The organism is Bacillus ectoiniformans, from assembly GCF_016908875.1.
Classification (GTDB): Bacteria; Bacillota; Bacilli; order Bacillales; family Domibacillaceae; genus Bacillus_BX; species Bacillus_BX ectoiniformans.
On sequence record NZ_JAFBES010000003.1, the window covers coordinates 1 to 17414 of the forward strand.

The 17414-nt window shown below is 40.6% G+C and carries 14 protein-coding genes and 1 rRNA gene; 6 read left to right on the forward strand and 9 right to left on the reverse strand.

Annotated elements, in window-relative coordinates:
• From JOC78_RS05225 to dnaA, 9 genes are all read right to left on the reverse strand, one after another.
• Positions 1 to 382: ribosomal RNA gene (locus tag JOC78_RS05225) — 16S ribosomal RNA — on the reverse strand; the annotation flags it as partial.
• Between the two features lie 321 nt (positions 383 to 703).
• Entirely contained in the window at positions 704 to 1795 is a 1092-nt protein-coding gene (locus JOC78_RS05230; protein ID WP_204553457.1) for an HD-GYP domain-containing protein, read from the reverse strand.
• A 157-nt stretch (positions 1796 to 1952) separates the two neighbouring features.
• A complete protein-coding gene (gyrA, locus tag JOC78_RS05235; protein ID WP_204553458.1) occupies positions 1953 to 4463 on the reverse strand; it encodes a DNA gyrase subunit A in 2511 nt (836 codons plus the stop codon).
• A 235-nt stretch (positions 4464 to 4698) separates the two neighbouring features.
• Positions 4699 to 6609 carry a DNA topoisomerase (ATP-hydrolyzing) subunit B gene (gene gyrB / locus JOC78_RS05240; RefSeq protein ID WP_420829906.1) on the reverse strand — a complete coding sequence of 637 codons (1911 nt, stop codon included), beginning with the start codon at positions 6607 to 6609 and terminating at the stop codon, positions 4699 to 4701.
• 72 nt (positions 6610 to 6681) lie between these two features.
• A complete protein-coding gene (gene remB / locus JOC78_RS05245; protein WP_204553459.1) occupies positions 6682 to 6933 on the reverse strand; it encodes an extracellular matrix regulator RemB in 252 nt (83 codons plus the stop codon).
• Positions 6934 to 6945: 12 nt separating this feature from the next.
• Positions 6946 to 8064 carry a DNA replication/repair protein RecF gene (gene recF, locus JOC78_RS05250; RefSeq protein ID WP_204553460.1) on the reverse strand — a complete coding sequence of 373 codons (1119 nt, stop codon included), beginning with the start codon at positions 8062 to 8064 and terminating at the stop codon, positions 6946 to 6948.
• A gap of 20 nt (positions 8065 to 8084) precedes the next feature.
• Positions 8085 to 8303: a S4 domain-containing protein YaaA gene (yaaA, locus tag JOC78_RS05255; protein ID WP_204553461.1), complete on the reverse strand. Its 219-nt coding sequence runs from the start codon at positions 8301 to 8303 to the stop codon at positions 8085 to 8087.
• Between the two features lie 156 nt (positions 8304 to 8459).
• Positions 8460 to 9596 (reverse strand): DNA polymerase III subunit beta, encoded by a 1137-nt coding sequence (gene dnaN, locus JOC78_RS05260; protein WP_204553462.1) that lies wholly within the window; start codon positions 9594 to 9596, stop codon positions 8460 to 8462.
• Between the two features lie 191 nt (positions 9597 to 9787).
• Positions 9788 to 11131 carry a chromosomal replication initiator protein DnaA gene (dnaA, locus tag JOC78_RS05265; protein WP_204553463.1) on the reverse strand — a complete coding sequence of 448 codons (1344 nt, stop codon included), beginning with the start codon at positions 11129 to 11131 and terminating at the stop codon, positions 9788 to 9790.
• Between the two features lie 584 nt (positions 11132 to 11715).
• Here dnaA and rpmH point away from each other — a divergent pair.
• From rpmH to mnmG, 6 genes are all read left to right on the forward strand, one after another.
• Positions 11716 to 11850 carry a 50S ribosomal protein L34 gene (gene rpmH, locus JOC78_RS05270; RefSeq protein WP_204553464.1) on the forward strand — a complete coding sequence of 45 codons (135 nt, stop codon included), beginning with the start codon at positions 11716 to 11718 and terminating at the stop codon, positions 11848 to 11850.
• A 64-nt stretch (positions 11851 to 11914) separates the two neighbouring features.
• The gene (gene rnpA, locus JOC78_RS05275) at positions 11915 to 12289 is read left to right on the forward strand and encodes a ribonuclease P protein component (RefSeq protein ID WP_204553465.1); all 375 of its coding nucleotides are present in this window, start codon (positions 11915 to 11917) and stop codon (positions 12287 to 12289) included.
• 107 nt (positions 12290 to 12396) lie between these two features.
• Positions 12397 to 13155 (forward strand): YidC family membrane integrase SpoIIIJ, encoded by a 759-nt coding sequence (spoIIIJ, locus tag JOC78_RS05280; protein WP_204553466.1) that lies wholly within the window; start codon positions 12397 to 12399, stop codon positions 13153 to 13155.
• Positions 13156 to 13166: 11 nt separating this feature from the next.
• Positions 13167 to 13784 carry an RNA-binding cell elongation regulator Jag/EloR gene (gene jag / locus JOC78_RS05285; protein WP_204553467.1) on the forward strand — a complete coding sequence of 206 codons (618 nt, stop codon included), beginning with the start codon at positions 13167 to 13169 and terminating at the stop codon, positions 13782 to 13784.
• Between the two features lie 330 nt (positions 13785 to 14114).
• Positions 14115 to 15503 (forward strand): tRNA uridine-5-carboxymethylaminomethyl(34) synthesis GTPase MnmE, encoded by a 1389-nt coding sequence (mnmE, locus tag JOC78_RS05290; protein ID WP_204553468.1) that lies wholly within the window; start codon positions 14115 to 14117, stop codon positions 15501 to 15503.
• 21 nt (positions 15504 to 15524) lie between these two features.
• The gene (gene mnmG, locus JOC78_RS05295) at positions 15525 to 17414 is read left to right on the forward strand and encodes a tRNA uridine-5-carboxymethylaminomethyl(34) synthesis enzyme MnmG (protein WP_204553469.1); all 1890 of its coding nucleotides are present in this window, start codon (positions 15525 to 15527) and stop codon (positions 17412 to 17414) included.

The window sequence follows — 17414 nt, forward strand, 5'->3', positions numbered from 1 at the left end:
TGCGGAAGATTCCCTACTGCTGCCTCCCGTAGGAGTCTGGGCCGTGTCTCAGTCCCAGTGTGGCCGATCACCCTCTCAGGTCGGCTACGCATCGTTGCCTTGGTGAGCCGTTACCTCACCAACTAGCTAATGCGCCGCGGGTCCATCTGTAAGTGACAGCCGAAACCGTCTTTCAATCTTTCATCATGCGATGAAAGATGTTATTCGGTATTAGCCCCGGTTTCCCGGAGTTATCCCCATCTTACAGGCAGGTTACCCACGTGTTACTCACCCGTCCGCCGCTAACTTGAACTGGAGCAAGCTCCAGTCAAGTCCGCTCGACTTGCATGTATTAGGCACGCCGCCAGCGTTCGTCCTGAGCCAGGATCAAACTCTCCAAAAAGATGTTTGATTGCTCATTTTGACAATTTACATTGTCTGTTTGTTACATTTAAACGTTGACGTTTATTTTGTTCAGTTTTCAATGTTCAATCACCGTCGCACCTTAGCGACTTTTATAATATACCATCATAAATACAGCGGGTCAATACTTTTTAAAAACTTTTTTTAGTTTTATACCCTGTTTCTTATTTGCAAGCTTCTTTTCAGTCTACTAACTCATTTTCCTTATAAGTGAATAAAAATCGAACACCGGTCAATCCGAACGCAAATGAAAAGCTTGCAGATAATATTTATCTCACTGCAAGCCTGATCGCTACTACTCTTATTTTAGGATGGCTTCTATATAGATATCTCTTCTTTTTTCTAAATCAATGGTGCCTTCTCCCTCAATATTCACTAGCGGCCTTGTCGGGTGTTGCTGTTTAATAAACATGACCGTACCGACCTCTTGATTAGAGAGTTTGACCTTGGTTCCTAGAGAAAATGCCGCAAGTAAAGAAATCAAAGCATCCACCGTTTTAATATCGAACTTTCCGAATAAATCTTCTCTAATCATCTCCAGCACTTTAAATGAGGCTTCCCTATTTCTATAAAGTCTTTCAGAAGTCATGGCATGGTACGTATCTGCTACAGCAACAATTTGTGAAAGGTAATGGATTCTTTCAGCTTTTTCTTTCATCAAGTAGCCCGTCCCGTCCATTCGCTCATGGTGCTGAAATACGGCTAGTTTGGCTTCTGGTTTAAGAAGCAGGATTTCTTTTACCATGTTGTAAGAAGCCATAGGGTGATTCGTCATTTCTTTATATTCTTTTTCATTTAAAGGGGACGTTTTAGTAAGGACGCTTGGATTCACTTTAGACATCCCGCAATCCGCTAATACTCCCGCCAAGGCTGCTTGAATAACTTCTCCTTTACTGCGCTTTTGCTTGTCAGCGATCGCAGCGCTTAAAAGGCCAACAGACACAGCATGATGAAACAGGTAATCTGTTTTGGTTGAATAATTTTGTAAGTCTGCTAGTTTTTCCGTATGTTTTATTACATACTCCGCTAAAGGAACAATAATTTCGCGGATTTTTATAATATCGATTCCCATGCCTGACTGCCATTTTTGAAATTCTTTTTTATAGCACTCTACGCTGTGGCTATACATTTCTATAAAGTGATCTTTAGATAACAGAAGACTAACAGTTTCCGGACTTTCTTCTTCTATTGTGTTTTCTACTGGAATTGCAGCATCTGTGCCCGCACCTTCCCCGCTAAAGACGTCAATTCCTTTTATTAAGAAGGAGTTAAGAAACTTTATGTGCAGATTAGTAAGTGCTGTATTTTTAGGAATGATCGGGTAGTTGGTCATTCCCATTACATCTTCTTGGACAATCATGCCTTCTTGTAAGTCTCGCACTTTTATGTACATGGGTTTTCACCTCAAGATTTATTCTTATTTTTATCTTAACAAAAAATGGATAAACAAGAAATGAAAAAAGAGTGCAGCTTAAAAATGTTTAGTCTCTCTCATACATTGCGTTTGAGAAAGCGAGACCTCTTTTTAAACCGCACTCTAGCTTGATTATTTATTCGTTATCATCATCTGGTTCAATGTTTTCAACGATTTCTTCCACTGCTTCTTCCGGAAGAACTTCTTCTAATGATTCTTCTTCTTTTTCTACTTTCGCTACTGTTGCTACTGTTTCATTTTCAGACAGCCTGATTAACTTGACACCTTGAGTGTTTCGTCCAGTGATGGATATATCATTTACATCCATACGAATCAGAACGCCGCCGATCGTGATCAGCATAAGGTCCTCTTCCCCTGTTACTGTTTTAACAGCGATGAGCGAACCTATTTTATCTGTTACATTACTCGTCTTCAATCCTTTGCCGCCTCGGCTTTGAATACGATATTCTTTCTCTGGCGTACGTTTGCCGTAGCCATTTTCAGTTACAATTAATACATAATCATCCGTATGAAGAAGCTCCATTCCAACAACAGCATCACCAGGAGATAGTGTAATTCCTTTCACACCGGTCGATACCCGACCCATTTGACGAACATTATCTTCCGCAAAACGAATCATCATCCCTTTTTTCGTGCCCAAGACGATATGCTGCTGGCCGTCAGTTAACCGAACGGAGATCAGTTCGTCATCTTCACGGATATTTAATGCCCGCAAACCGTTTGTACGGATATTGGCATAATCCATTAATGATGTCCGCTTAACGATTCCTGATCTTGTAGCAAAGAATAAGAAGGATTCTTCTGTGAATTCTTCCACTCGAATCATCGTATTAACCCACTCACCCTTCTCAACCTCAAGAAGGTTAATCAGTGGAATACCTTTAGCTGTACGGCTGAATTCAGGAATTTGATACCCTTTTAAACGGTATACCTTACCTTTATTCGAGAAGAATAGAATCGTGTCGTGGGTTGATGTTGTCAGAAGCTGTTCGACAAAATCATTTTCATTCGTACCCATCCCTTGGATTCCACGGCCTCCGCGTTTTTGGCTGCGGTAAGTAGAAACAGGAAGACGCTTCACGTATCCATTATGAGTAAGGGTAATGATAATTTGCTCGCGAGGAATCAAGTCTTCATCTAGAATATCCTCAAGCCCGCCATCCATAATTTCGGTGCGGCGTTTATCATTAAACCGCTCTTTAATTTCAAGCAGCTCTTCACGAATAATTTCTAATACTTTTTCTTCATCTGCTAGAATCGCTTTTAATTCAGCAATGAGCGCTAATAGATTTTGGTATTCTTCTTCAATTTTTTCTCTTTCTAATCCAGTCAGCCTCTGAAGACGCATATCTAAAATAGCTTGAGCTTGTTTATCAGATAATGAAAATTGCTCGATTAACCCTTGGCGAGCAATTTCAGTCGTTTGTGAACCTCGGATTAGCTTGATGATTTCATCAATATGATCAAGTGCAATTCGAAGCCCTTCTAAAATATGTGCTCTGGCTTCCGCTTTATTTAATTCAAATTGTGTCCGCCGGCGAATAATCACTCGCTGATGTTCTAAATAATAATGCAGACATTCTTTTAGATTTAATACTTTCGGCTGGCCATCCACTAAAGCCAGCAGATTAATACCAAAGCTCGTTTGCATCGCTGTATGTTTGTATAAATTGTTTAACAGCACACTTGCATTGGCATCTCTTCGGACTTCCATGACGACCCTCATACCTTCACGGTCAGATTCATCCCTTAAATCCGTAATGCCATCTATTTTCTTGTCGCGAACAAGCTCAGCAATCTTTTCAATGAGTTTCGCTTTATTGACTTGATATGGAAGCTCGTGAATAATAATCGTTTCTTTTCCATTCGCTTTTTGCTCAATATCAACTTTTGCTCTTAGTACAATGGAACCTTTACCTGTTTCATACGCACGGCGAATGCCGCTTCTGCCCATAATTAAACCTGACGTAGGAAAATCAGGTCCTGGTATGTACTCCATTAATTCCGGAATCGTTATGTCTGGGTTTTTGCTGATTGCTAATACACCGTCAATCACTTCACCTAATTGGTGAGGAGGGATATTGGTAGCCATTCCGACGGCAATACCTGATGCACCGTTTACAAGAAGATTAGGGAATCTAGAAGGAAGGACAGCTGGCTCCTTCTCTGATCCATCATAGTTATCCTTATAATCAATTGTATCTTTATTAATATCTCTGATTAATTCCATTGATATTTTGGACATACGTGCTTCCGTATAACGCATCGCTGCTGCTGCATCGCCATCGACAGAACCGAAGTTTCCATGGCCATCTACAAGCATATAGCGATAGTTAAAGTCTTGCGCCATCCGTACCATCGTATCGTAAACCGCAGAATCGCCATGCGGATGGTATTTACCAATAACTTCACCGACGATACGGGCGGATTTCTTATAGGCTTTATCCGCTGTCATACCGAGGTCATTCATGGCATAAAGAATACGGCGGTGAACCGGCTTTAATCCATCCCTAACATCAGGCAGGGCCCGTGAAACAATAACGCTCATCGCATAATCCAGAAAGGAAGAACGCATCTCCTGGCTTATATTAATCTCTTTTACTCTAGATTCCGGCGTCTCAGCCATCTCAAGAACCTCCTTATAAAGAAAAGTAGTAGAACCCGTTGATCTCGGCAGATGTCAATTGATTTCTGAAAAAACAATGACTCTAAGCGATACGGCTTCTAGAACTAGTCAACGAAAATCGGAAAAGCCGCTCTTTCAGCATACAGCTCTGAATCTGCAGGCTATCCTGATAGAAAGACAGGATAGATCAAATCTACCCTGTGCTTTTTTTATGAATTCATTTACACAATTGATCTTAGATATCTAGATTTTTTACGTACAAGGCATTATCTTCGATGAACTGACGGCGCGGTTCTACTTTGTCGCCCATCAAAATCTCAAATGTTTCATCCGCTTCGATCGCATCCTTCAAGCTGACTTGAAGCAGCGTTCTTGATTCCGGATTCATCGTGGTTTCCCATAATTGCTCCGGATTCATCTCACCAAGACCCTTATAGCGCTGAAGCCCAGGCTTGGATGTACTCGGCAATTCAGCAAGGATTTCTTCCAGCTGGCGATCATTATAAGCGTACTCAATCTTTTTGCCTTGCGTCACTTTATATAAAGGCGGCTGGGCAATATATACATAGCCAGCTTCAATAATTTGGCGCATATAGCGGTAGAAAAATGTTAAAAGCAATGTCCGGATATGAGCGCCATCCACGTCGGCATCTGTCATAATGACAAGCTTATGGTACCGAGCTTTAGAGATATCAAAGTCTTCTCCTACGTTCGTTCCAAGGGCCGTAATAATGGTTCGAACCTCATTGTTAGACAAGATTTTATCTAAACGGGCTTTTTCGACATTAATAATTTTCCCTCTTAGCGGCAAGATGGCTTGGAAATGACGGTCTCGTCCTTGTTTGGCAGAACCACCCGCTGAATCACCCTCAACGATATACAGTTCACTAATGCTAGGATCCTTTGAAGAGCAATCCGCTAATTTCCCTGGAAGACTGGATATTTCAAGCGCACTCTTTCTTCTTGTTAATTCTCTCGCTTTTTTAGCAGCTAAGCGGGCACGGGCAGCCATTAGACCTTTTTCTACAATCTTGCGTGCTATTGAAGGATTTTCTAGCAGGAATGATTCAAACCGGGCTGAAAACAATGAGTCAGTGATTGTCCGCGCTTCAGAGTTCCCGAGTTTCGTTTTTGTTTGCCCTTCAAACTGAGGGTCCGGATGCTTAATAGAAATAATTGCTGTCAGGCCTTCACGCACATCTTCTCCGGATAAATTAGTATCTGCTTCTTTAATTAATCCGTTACGGCGTGCGTAATCATTAATGACACGGGTCAGAGCTGTTTTAAATCCTGACTCATGAGTCCCGCCTTCATAAGTATTAATATTATTGGCAAAAGAATAGATATTGCTGGCGAAGCCTGCGTTGTATTGAAGCGCTACTTCAACCGCAATGCCTTCTCTTGTACCTTCTACATAAATCGGTTCACTATGAATAGGCTCTTTCGAACGGTTTAAATGTTCAACATAGGATTTAATCCCGCCCTCATAGTAGTATTCATTCTTCTTATCTTCTTGACGCTTATCTTCAATGGTAATTTGAATACCTTTATTTAAGTAGGCTAACTCACGCAGACGATTAGCCAGTGTATCGTATTCGTATTCAAGTGTTTCTGTAAAAATTTCTCCATCGGGCACGAAATGAATGGTTGTTCCCGTACGGTCAGTTTCCCCAACGATTTCAAGGTCTTTTTGTGGAACACCGCGCTTAAATTCCTGATGATGAATCTTTCCATCCCGGTGAACATATACTTCAAGTTTAGTGGACAAGGCATTTACTACCGAGGCACCAACCCCATGCAGACCGCCAGATACTTTATAGCCTCCGCCGCCGAATTTACCGCCGGCGTGCAGCACTGTTAAAATAACCTCAACTGCCGGACGTCCCATCTTTTCATGGATCCCAACTGGAATTCCCCGGCCGTTATCATTCACCGTTATGCTATTGTCTTTTTCAATGACGACATTAATTTCCGTACAGTAGCCTGCGAGTGCCTCATCTATACTGTTATCGACAATTTCCCACACAAGGTGATGAAGCCCTTTTCCACTAGTTGAACCAATGTACATTCCTGGTCGCTTACGGACAGCTTCCAATCCTTCTAATACTTGAATTTGATTTTCATCATAGGATGGCTGATTCGGCATATTCTCTTGTTCCATAGTCAAATCCACTCACCTGCTCTTTCCCTTATAAAGTCCGGTGCTGATGTGATCAGCCTACAAACCGGATTCATGCGAATAATGATCATTTATACGTTTTTTTATCGTTCCTGAAGAAAACGGCGAAAGAAATAATTGTTTGTCTGTTATAACTACAGATTTATAACCGCTCGCACTTAAGCCAGTGACGGACTCTGCATGTTCAAATCCTGATAGTGTGTCCTCAGAATAATCGATACTGTTTTTATCAATTATGGCAATAATGTCGCTAGTTCGAAGCATTATGGTTTCTCCAATATGAACATACATAAAATACCTCCCTTACTGCTTGTGAACTACTGAGCCGGTTTTTACAGAGAAAGCGGATGCTTCTCTTAATGTTTGATGATTGATTCCTTCTGTGCTCGTTGTCGTCACAAAGGTTTGAACCTTGCCTTGAATGGTATTCAGCAAATGAGATTGACGGTAATCGTCAAGTTCCGACAATACATCATCCAAAAGCAGAATGGGATATTCTTTAATTTCTGCATGAATTAACTCAATCTCCGCAAGTTTCACAGATAGAGCAGTTGTCCTTTGCTGTCCTTGTGAGCCAAACGTTTGCACATTCTTCCCATTTACTAAAAAGGCAAGATCATCCCGGTGCGGACCGGTCATAGTTACACCGCGCTCCACTTCTTTTTTTCGCTGCGAATGAAATTTTTCTTCAAATGACTTTACCATTTTTGACCAATCATCATCTTCTGATACCTCGACAGAAGGCTGATATAAAATATCCAGCTCTTCAATTCCTCTTGAAATGCCAGAATGAATAGAACTTGCCCAATCTTGAAGCAAGTGAATGAAGTCAAACCGCTTCCGGACAATCTTCACGGCAAGCTCGATCATTTGATCTGTCAATACATCCAACATGGTAAAATCAGTGGATTTCTTAATTTGAAGCTGTTTTAGATAATGGTTCCGCTGCTGGAGCACCTTATGATATTGACTAACATCGTGCAAATAAACCGGTGATACTTGGCCGATTTCCATATCAATAAAGCGCCGCCTTACCTGGGGGCTTCCTTTCACTAGGTGAAGATCCTCAGGTGCAAACATCACCACATTCATATTTCCAATATACTGACTCAATCGCTGCTGTTCTAGATGATTACATTTCGCTTTTTTGCCTTTTTTAGAAATGATTAATTCCATTGGCACGGAATTATGATTTTTCTCTACTCTGCCTTTTATTTTAGCATAATCCGCTTCCCAGCGAATTAAATCTTTATCATTCGAGGTACGGTGCGACTTAGCCATCGCTAAAACATAAATTGCTTCGATTAAATTTGTTTTTCCCTGGGCGTTTTCCCCGATAATTACGTTTACTTTGTCTTCAAATTGAATATCCAACATTTCGTAATTTCTGTAGTTTTCTACACTGAGTTCTTTAATGTGCATGAACGCAACATCCTTTTATTTTATGAATCTGCCACGATAAAGCTGCCGATTCCCGGTATTTCTACCCGGTCGTCCACCCGCAGCTTTCTCCCTCTGCGGATATCCAATTCGCCATTAATATATACTTCATGTTCACTTAAAAACCATTTCACCATACCGCCAGTCTGAATCACTTCAGCCAGCTTTAAAAATTGTCCAAGCGTAATGAATTCTGTTTGAATGACCACTTTTTGATCCATTTATTCTCACTGCTTTCGATTGAATTCTCTAATACTTTATTTTACTAAACTTTTGCCTATAACACAAAGCTGAATGAACATAATAAAGAAGGCTGCCCCCACTTTTTTGAGGACAGCACTTGCATTCGGTGTGAATCATGTTTATTTAACTCTAATTTAGTAAGTTCGCACAGGCAGAATCAATTGAAGAATAGAATCGTCGTATAAAGGTCTGATAACAAATGGTCTCATCGCTCCTGTAAATTGAACATTAATCTCTGTTCCTTCAAGAGCTTTTAGCGCATCCATCATGTATTTCGCGCTGAAAGAGATTTTGAGATCTTCTCCTTCAATGGACTGGCTGGATACTTGCTCGGTTACCTTTCCGATCTCTGGAGAATTGGACGAGATCTCTACCACTCCATCTCCGATCATCGATAACTTAACCACATTGTTACGGCCTTCTCTCGCTAGCAGTGAAGCACGGTCGATCGCCTGCAAAAACTCCTTCGAGCTTAAAACAAGCGTTGTTTTGCTTTCATCCGGAATTAAACGGCTTGTATCTGGATAATTCCCTTCAAGCAATCTTGAGAAGAAAAGTAAATGTTTGGCACGAAACAGCACTTGATTATCAGTGATAACAATTTCTACAGCTTCAGAACCGTCATCTAAAATTTTACTTAACTCGCTTAAACTCTTTCCTGGAATAACCACGTTATAGGATTCTTCTGTATCCGTTTCTACTGCCGCTTTACGCAAAGCTAATCGGTGGCTGTCTGTTGCAATACAGATTAATTCACCGTTTTCCATCTTCCAGTTGACACCTGTCAAGATCGGGCGTGTTTCTGAGGTGGACACTGCAAACACTGTTTGTCTAACCATCGCTTTCAGCAAATCGGTCGGCAGCTTAAATGCTTTACCTTCTTCAATCTGCGGCAAGTGAGGATATTCTTCTGGATCAAGACCATGCAAATTAAACTCTGCTTGACCTGCTCGAATCACTGTTTGAAAAGACGGGAACACTTCTATTTCAAGCGTATCGGAAGGTAATTTCTTAACAATTTCACTAAAAAAGCGTGCGTTTAATACAATGGCGCCTGATTGTTTAATATCCGCAATGATTGTGTCGTCTTCTTCAAACGGAATAAAGGACTCAATGGATATATCAGAGTCACTTCCAGTCAAGGTAATCCCTTCTTCAGTGGCTGCAATCTTAATCCCTGTCAAAATAGGAATCGTCGTTCTTGAACTAATGGCTTTTAGTACATCTTGAACACTTTGGGCAAATCGATCTTTTTGAATGGAAAACTTCATTTTTTCGCCTCCAAGAAATATATGAGAATAATATTCACTTTAACTGCATATATTAATAATTTTATATTAAAAAAATAGTAGTAGTACTAGTAGGTGCTGTTAATATGTGGATAAGTCTGTTTCGGAAAGTAAAGACAGTCTATCCACCTGTGGACAGACTGTTTGCAAAGTAAGCAGAGTTATACACACTATTAAGATTTTAAAATACCTTGAATTTCTTTGACCCGATGCTGAAGCTGGCTGTCTGAACTTAAAAGCTTAGATATTTTTTCATGGGCATGGATCACGGTCGTGTGATCGCGGCCTCCGAATTCCTCACCGATTTTAGGTAAGGAGAAGTCCGTCATTTCCCTTGATAAATACATAGCAATCTGTCTTGGGAATGCAATAGACTTCGTACGCTTTTTAGCTTTAAAGTCTTCTAGTTTCACATCATACTGCTCTCCTACCACTCGCTGAATATCTAGAATTGTAATCGTTTTTGGCTTAGAGCTTGGGATAATATCCTTCAGGGCTTCCGCTGCTAAATCCGCATTAATATCTTTATTAATCAGCGAAGAATAGGCTACAACGCGAATGAGAGCCCCTTCGAGTTCACGAATGTTCGTATCAATTTGATTGGCTATATAGAGCATGACTTCGTTAGGAATATCCAAGTTTTCCGCTTTTGCTTTTTTGCGCAAAATGGCAATTCTTGTTTCTAAATCCGGAGGTGTAATGTCCGTAATTAATCCCCATTCAAATCTAGAACGAAGCCGGTCTTCAAGCGTTGGGATCTCCTTAGGCGGCCGGTCGCTTGAGATAATGATTTGTTTGCTTTCTTCATGAAGCGTATTAAACGTATGGAAGAATTCCTCTTGTGTTTGTTCTTTTCCAGCCAGGAATTGAATATCATCTATCAAAAGCACGTCTACATTACGGTATCTGTTTCGGAAATCGACGGCTTTATTGTCTCGAATAGAGTTAATGAATTCATTTGTAAACTTTTCAGACGACAAATAAACAACTTTCGCTTTCGGGTTATGTTCAAGCACATAGTGGCCAATGGCATGCATAAGATGCGTTTTGCCAAGTCCGACGCCCCCATAAATGAAAAGCGGATTATAAGCTTTTGCCGGCGCTTCTGCTACAGCTAATGATGCTGCATGAGCAAAACGGTTCCCCGATCCGATAACAAACGTATCGAACGTATATTTAGGATTTAGCATACTTTGGGGAAATTCGTGTGTTTCTTCTTTTTTCATTGGTTTCTTTGGCATGACAAGTTCAAATTCTTCTGATTCTGGATGATCAGGAATAATAAACTTAACAGCTAGTTCTTCCCCTGTGATTTCACCGAGAACACCGGAAATTAATTGAGAATAATGTCCCTCAAGCCAGTCACGTGCAAAGTCGTTTGGTGCAGCAACAGTAATAGAATCCCCTTGTAGAGAATGTGCTTTAGTTGATTTCAGCCACGTATCAAAGCTAGGCTTGCTTATTTTCTTTTCAAGGTTTTCTAAAACTTTGACCCAAAGATCTTCAATATTCTCCATATGGCCCCTCCTTCTCCTGGTTTGTTCAACCTTTGTATAATCATTTCGTGATTAAATTCATATTTATGCAAGGACTTGTTTGTGGTTAAATATATATATATAAGATAAAAGTAGTTTTTCGACAATACTCACAACTTGTGGACAAGTTTTTACAGAGCTGCTGAATATCTTTTCCACATGTTATCCACACTCTGTGGATAAAGAAAGCCGCAAAATTACTCATCCAGAGTGAAAACAAAATAATAATATCAGATAATGCTAGCTGGTGCAATGCTTTTATAGGATTATCCACAGAGTTGCCCCAGTTGTTTATAGTAGTTTTCCACAATCCATGAACTTGTGAAAAAGTTGTCAGCAAGTGCTGTGGATAGTTAAAATGTTGTCGAAAGCTATCCACAGCTACACCAAAACCCAGCTTGATCACGCCTTTGGACAAAAAATGTTTAACGGTTCGCTGTGAATCATTTGACAGCTGCATTTATTTGTTTTAAGTAAGAGGTTGACAGAAGGGGTCTCCGTCCTTATAATTAACAAAGACTGTCTTGAACAATTAATTTTACCGATCCTCAGGGAGGTGTTTAATAATGAAAAGAACTTACCAACCAAATAAACGTAAAAGAAGTAAGGTTCATGGTTTCCGTAACCGTATGAGCTCTAAAAACGGTCGTCGTGTAATTGCTAACCGTCGTCGTAAAGGAAGAAAAGTATTATCTGCATAGGCCACTGAAAAATCTCAGTGGTCTTTTTTTCTCATAAATATATGTTTGAACAGGTGGCTGACTTATGAAAAAGACGTTCCGAATCAAAAAAAATGATGAATTTCAATCCGTTTTTAATAGAGGAAAGTCATTTGCCAATCGCCAGTTCGTTATTTATATGTATAAAAACGAAAATGAAGTGCCTTTTCGGATTGGTTTATCTGTAAGTAAAAAGATCGGTAATGCGGTAATGAGAAACCGTATTAAGCGTTACATAAGACAGAGTTTTGCGGAATTAAAAGAACAGATCAAGCCAGGCTATGATTTTGTCATTATTGCGCGCAAGCCTGCGACAGATTTAAGCTGTAAAGAAGTAAAAAGCAGCTTAGCTCATATATTAAAAAGGGCAAAAGTCATTTCTTTGCAAAAAAAAAGTAAAGAAGCTGGCAGGAATCAATAAGCTGGCTGGCAAATAATAATGATTAATGTGGCAGCTCACACCAATGTGGTATGGGCTGCTGCTCATATTAGCAGTTAAATGAAAAGATTGACGGGGGGAGTACTAGTTTGAAGAGAAAGATCTTAACCCTAGCTTTCTTAACAGCAGTGATGATGCTGCTGTCCGGTTGTACGGAAATTAATCAAGACATTACACCGGAAAGTGAAGGTTTCTGGAATGAATACGTTGTATATCCGCTTTCATTAGTGATTTTGAAGACAGCTGAAGCGGTTGGCAGCTTTGGCTGGTCAATTGTAATTGTTACGATTCTTATTCGTTTGCTGATTCTGCCATTAATGATTAAGCAAACAAAAAACGCGAAAGCCATGCAGGTACTTCAGCCTGAAGTGAAGAAAATTCAAGCAAAGTACAAATCTAAAGATGCACAGTCTCAGCAAAAGATGCAGCAGGAAACGATGGCTTTATTCCAAAAGCATGGAGTCAATCCGCTTGCAGGCTGTTTTCCATTATTGGTTCAAATGCCGATTATCTTTGGTTTTTATCAAGCGATTATGAGAACAGACGCCATTAAGCACGATACGTTCTTATGGTTTGATCTTGGCTCTCCGGATCCATTCTTTATTTTGCCACTTGTTGCAGGTGCAACGACATTCTTGCAGCAAAAATTAATGATGGCCGGTTCAGCGAATCAAAATCCTCAAATGGCCATGATGCTTTGGTTAATGCCAATTATGATTATTGTCTTCGCTGTTACTTTGCCTGCTGCCTTATCTTTATACTGGGTAGTCGGAAATATCTTTATGATTATCCAAACTCTTGTCATTAATGGACCTGATTCCATCAAAAGTGCAGAAGCTAACGATTAGGAGGGGCATAGATGAAAGAATTAACGGCTGTTGGACCTACCGTTGAGGATGCCTTACAATCTGCTCTTAAACAATTAAAGGTAAAAAAGGAACAAGTTGAAGTAGAAATATTAGAAGAAGGTAAAAGAGGCTGGTTCGGACTGTTTGGAAATCGGGAAGCTTCAGTGAAAGTAACGGTTAAACCAAATCTTGAGGAAGAAGTCCGCTCCTATATTCTATCGATTACCTCTTTTCTCGGTGCAGATCCAACTATAGAAATGACGAGAAAAGGAAAACAGCTAAATATTAACTTAAGCGGTGACAAAATTGCTTTATTAATTGGAAAAAGAGGACAAACGTTAAATGCTCTTCAACAGCTGACTCAGCTGGTAGCCAATCGTTATTCTGATCAATATATTCACCTAACGCTAGATGCAGAAAATTATCGAAAACGCAGAGAAGAAACATTAGCTGGTTTAGCTAAACGGATGGCGGACAAGGCGATTCACACCAAAAGACCGGTTCACCTTGAGCCGCTTCCATCTTTTGAAAGAAAAGCCATCCATGCTGCCTTAGCAAAAGACCGTCGAATTAATACACACTCTGAAGGTGCGGAACCTAATCGTCACATTGTGATAACCGCTAGATAATGTCAAGCTTTCCCTTATATTAGTTGCTCCTGAATCTAAAATAGAGGAATCTATTGGTGAAGGGCACTAATCATTGGGAAAGCTTTTTTGTTATATTTTTGAAGAAAGTAATTTAATAAAATATATTTTCCCTTTAATTGACATAATTAGCGCCAGAAAGATAATTGTTATCCACACGTGGATAAGTTAAAATATAAGCGGTGAAAAAGAAGGTCGTGGATAAAACGGCCTTCTTTTTAAATCCTTCTGCCTATGGTATTCTAATTATTTAGGAATGAAAGGTTTTTCTTTATATATAGATCCAGTCATTTTATAAGAGAGGTGAAAATGATGAATGAATTTGACACTATTGCTGCGATCTCTACGCCGATGGGCGAAGGAGCGATTGCCATTGTTCGTTTAAGCGGAGATGAAGCGATTTCGATTGCTGATGGCATATTTAAGAGCCCGAACGGCAAGAAGCTGACGGAAGTAGACAGCCATACCATTCATTACGGTCATTTAATGGATCCTGCGACCGGTCAAGTCGTTGAAGAAGTCATGCTGTCATTAATGAAAGGTCCAAGAACATTCACCCGTGAAGATGTCATAGAAATTAATTGCCACGGAGGACTTGTGTCTGTTAATCGCGTCCTTCAGCTCGTGCTGAAACAGGGTGCCCGTCTCGCGGAACCTGGTGAATTTACGAAACGTGCCTTTTTAAATGGGCGAATTGATTTATCCCAGGCAGAGGCTGTAATGGATTTAATCCGAGCGAAAACGGATAAAGCAATGAATGTAGCACTTAATCAAATGGAGGGCAGGCTGTCTACTCTTATTCGCAAACTGCGGCAGGAGATATTAGAGACACTTGCGCACGTTGAAGTAAACATTGATTATCCGGAATACGATGACGTCGAAGAAATGACTCATCAAGTGCTTCTTGATAAATCAAGCTTTGTACAAAAGGAAATTGGCAAGCTTCTGCAAACATCAGAGCAAGGGAAAATTCTGCGTGAAGGACTGTCTACCGTGATTATCGGCCGTCCGAATGTTGGAAAATCCTCTTTATTAAATGCGCTGGTTCATGAAAATAAAGCGATTGTTACCGATATACCAGGTACGACTCGCGATGTGATTGAAGAGTATGTCAATGTCAGAGGCGTGCCGCTCCGGTTAGTAGATACGGCAGGGATCCGCGAAACCGAAGATATTGTCGAACGGATTGGGGTAGAACGGTCTCGTCAAGTATTGAAAGAAGCAGATTTGATTCTTTTAGTATTGAACTACGCCGATGAATTGACTCCTGAAGATGAAAAATTGTTTGAAGCCGTCGAAGGAATGGATGTCATTGTCATTGCGAATAAGACGGATCTTCCTCAACAAATAAATATGGATCGCGTCAAGGAACTGTCAGCGGACAAGCAGCTTGTCACTACCTCTTTATTAGAAGAACAGGGCATTGATGAACTTGAGGAAGCGATTTCGTCTCTATTCTTTACAGGAACCATTGAGTCAGGTGACTTGACGTATGTGTCGAACACACGGCATATTGCGCTGTTAAATCAAGCCCTAACCGCAATTACTGAAGCCATCGAAAATACAGAATCAGGTACACCTATCGATATTGTTCAAATAGATTTAACTAGAACGTGGGAATTATTGGGTGAAATTATAGGAGAAAGTGTTCATGAAAGTCTAATTGATCAATTGTTCTCGCAATTTTGCTTAGGAAAATAAAAAATAGGAGGAAAAATAAACATGCAACATTATGAAGCTGGCCAATATGATGTCGTTGTCATTGGAGCCGGTCATGCCGGCGTTGAAGCTGGATTAGCGTCTGCCCGAGTCGGTGCAAAAACGTTAATGATCACTATTAACCTGGACATGATTGCCTATATGCCATGTAATCCGTCAGTCGGCGGACCGGCAAAAGGGATTGTCGTGAGAGAGATTGATGCACTGGGCGGTGAAATGGGGAAAAATATTGATAAAACCCATATTCAAATGCGTATGCTGAACACAGCCAAAGGTCCAGCTGTCCGAGCCCTAAGAGCACAAGCTGACAAGGTTCTTTATCAGCAGGAAATGAAGAAAACCATGGAAAACGAAGAGAACTTAACGTTGATTCAAGGGATGGTCGACAGTTTGATTGTTGAAGATGGCGAGTGCCGTGGAGTCGTGACTCAAACAGGTGCGATTTACCGTTCAAAAGCAGTCGTTATTACGACAGGAACATTTTTGCGCGGAGAGATCATCCTTGGCGATTTAAAATACTCCAGCGGCCCTAACAACCAGCAGCCATCGATTAAGTTATCGGAGCGCCTCGAAGAACTGGGACTTGACCTTGTTCGATTTAAAACGGGAACGCCGCCGCGCGTGAACAGCCGAACCATTGATTACAGCAAAACTGAAATTCAGCCGGGTGATGATGAACCTCGCGCATTCAGTTATGAAACAACGAAATATATTACTGATCAGCTGCCTTGCTGGTTAACCTATACCAATGAGCAAACGCACCAAATCATTGATGAAAATCTTCACCGTTCACCGATGTTTTCAGGTGTAATTAAAGGAACAGGTCCGCGTTACTGTCCTTCGATTGAAGACAAGGTGGTTCGTTTTAATGATAAGCCGCGCCATCAAATTTTCCTTGAACCAGAAGGACGCAATACCGAGGAAGTCTATGTGCAAGGATTTTCGACAAGTTTACCAGAAGATGTTCAATACCGCATGCTGCAAACCATTCCTGGCCTTGAAAAAGCCCAGTTAATGCGAGCAGGTTATGCGATTGAGTATGATGCTATCGTTCCTACACAATTATGGCCGACATTAGAAACGAAAAAAGTGAAAAATTTATATACAGCAGGCCAGATCAACGGAACATCTGGTTATGAAGAAGCAGCTGGCCAAGGATTAATGGCTGGTATTAATGCAGCGTGCCGTGTACTTGATAAAGAGGAAGTCATTTTAAGTCGTTCCGATGCTTATATTGGTGTCTTAATCGATGACCTTGTGACAAAAGGAACGAATGAGCCGTATCGTTTGCTTACGTCGAGAGCGGAATATCGTTTACTGCTTCGCCATGATAATGCGGATCTTCGTTTAACGGATATCGGTCATAACCTTGGATTGATTTCTGAAGAAAGATATGGCCGCTTTACAGCGAAAAGAGAAGGCATTAAAGAGGAAATTGACCGATTGAAATCCATCATTATTAAGCCAAACGCCAAAACACAAGAATTGATTCGTGAAGCGGGCGGAAGTGAGCTGAAAGACGGCATTCGGGCAGCTGATTTATTGAAACGTCCAGAAATGAATTACGATCATGTTAAGCAGCTGGTTCCGGCCGATATGGCGATTGATCCAGAAGTCGAAGAACAAGTTGAAATCCAGATTAAGTATGAGGGATATATTGAAAAATCCCTTCAGCAAGTGGAAAAACTTAAAAAAATGGAAAACAAGAAAATTCCTGAAGATATTAATTACGATGCCATTAATGGACTAGCTACAGAAGCTAGACAAAAGCTGAAAGAAGTAAGACCGTTATCGATCGCTCAAGCTTCTCGAATTTCAGGTGTAAATCCAGCAGATATTTCGATTCTGTTAGTTTACATTGAACAAGGCCGCATTGCCCGCGTGGGAGGCTAA